At 61.7% G+C, this 1,779-nt stretch carries 2 protein-coding genes; one reads left to right on the top strand and one right to left on the bottom strand.

The window, feature by feature from the left end:
• Positions 1-73: 73 nt before the first annotated feature.
• Positions 74-733 (bottom strand): hemolysin III family protein, encoded by a 660-nt coding sequence (locus tag Q0288_RS09455; protein WP_299429761.1) that lies wholly within the window; start codon positions 731-733, stop codon positions 74-76.
• Positions 734-987: 254 nt separating this feature from the next.
• Between Q0288_RS09455 and Q0288_RS09450 the strand changes: the two genes are divergently transcribed.
• On the top strand, positions 988-1,779 hold a 792-nt coding region (locus Q0288_RS09450; RefSeq protein ID WP_299429759.1), incomplete at its 3' end, for a PQQ-dependent sugar dehydrogenase.

The following is a 1,779-nucleotide window of genomic DNA, read 5'->3' as shown; positions in this document are numbered from 1 at the left end:
AATCCTGGAGCACCCCCCTCCCGGACGGTCGGCGAAAAAAGCGTCTCCCTTCGGTTGGGTTCCGAATCGGGCATCAGGCCAGATAAACCGACAGCACCGCAAAGTACATCCCCGCACTGCCCAGCAAAACAAACACGTGCCAGAGGCCATGAAAACCGACCAGACCGGGCATCGGATTGGGCCATCTGGTGGCGTAAACCACGGCTCCCAGGCTGTAAGCCGCCCCGCCCGCCAGCAGGAAGCCCAGCGCCCAGGGGTTCAGGGCCAGCTTGGGAAGCAAAAAGATCGCGAGCCAGCCCATGCCCAGATAGGTGGCGGTGTAGAGCCAGCGCGGAGCCTTGAGGGTGACCATCTTGAGGGCTACGCCCAGCCCAGCCAGGGCCCAGACCAGCCCCAAAGCCCAGGGCCGCCAGCCTGGTTCCATGGCCTGGAGCAAGACCGGCGTATAGGTTCCGGCGATAAAGAGAAAGATGGCGGCATGGTCGAGTTTGCGTAGCCAGAGCAAGGCCCGCTCGGAGACCCGCACTGCGTGGTACAGCGCCGAGGAAGTGTACATCAGGATCATGGTCAGGCCAAACACCAGGGCCCCCAAAACTTTTGCCGGGTTGCCCTGGGTGAAGAACAACAAAGCGACCATCCCGACCAGGCCCAGTACGGCGCCGGCGGCGTGGGAATAGGTGTTAAACGGTTCGCGAACCGCTATGGCCGGAATCGAACGAGGGGTGCTTTTCATAGTTTGAGGGGTTGGCAGCGCGCCGTCTATATGCAGTGTAGCATCCGAACATGAAATACATAGACGGTCTACCCGAACCTGGCAGGAGGGCATCATTAGGCGCTAATCGAAGCGGGGGCAAATCTGCTAGCCTTAGGGTTAAGCTGCGCCGTACGGAGTTGACCCGATCCATCTGACCCTTTGTTCGGCAGGGGCGCAGGGCCCAGGTAGGGGGTGCGGGTTGCCGCGATAAACCATATTCTGGAGCGACGGAGATGATCCTTCTGCGCTGGCTGGGGCTGGCCGTGGTACTGGTGGTATCCGGGAGCGTGTTTTTTGTGGCCAGGCCGCAACCTGTGGGTGACGAGGCCGCCCGGCGTATCCAGCTACCTCCGGGGTTTGCCATCCAGATTTTTGCCGAGGGTTTTGAGGGGGCCCCTCGCATGATGAGCCTGGGGCCAGACGGGCAGTTATATCTGACCCTGATGTATGGGGGCCAGGTGGTTCGGCTGCCTGACCACAACCGGGATGGTCGGGCCGACCGGGTGGAAGTGGTGGCGGACAACCTGGAATTAGCGCACGGCCTCGAGTGGCACCAGGACTGGCTCTATGTGGCCATCAGCAACGCCATCATTCGGTTGCGACAAAAAGGAAATTTGTGGCAGCGAGAAACGGTCGTTTCGGATATTCCGGGTCCTTCGGGGCACTTCACCCGAACGATCCATTTTGGGCCGGATGGCATGCTTTATGTTTCGGTGGGCTCTGAGACCAATTTTGGCCCCGAGCGCGACCCGCGCCGGGCCGCCATTTTGCGCTTTAACCCGGATGGAAGCGTGCCGCAAGACAACCCCTTTGTGCGCGACCCCGACCCCCGCCGACGGGTGGTCTGGGCCGAGGGCCTGAAAAACAGTGTGGACTTTACCTGGACCCCCAGGGGTTCGCTCTGGGCCACCCACAACGGCACCGATCACCTGGGCGATGACCTGCCTCCAGAAGAGGTAATTGTGGCGGTGCAGCCGGGCGGTTTCCACGGCTGGCCGTACTGCTATACGCCCGGACTGGGCCTT

Source organism: uncultured Meiothermus sp. (assembly GCF_937863175.1).
GTDB lineage: Bacteria > Deinococcota > Deinococci > Deinococcales > Thermaceae > Meiothermus.
Note: the sequence above shows the minus strand (reverse complement) of the source record. Positions and strands in the feature narration are given on the sequence as shown.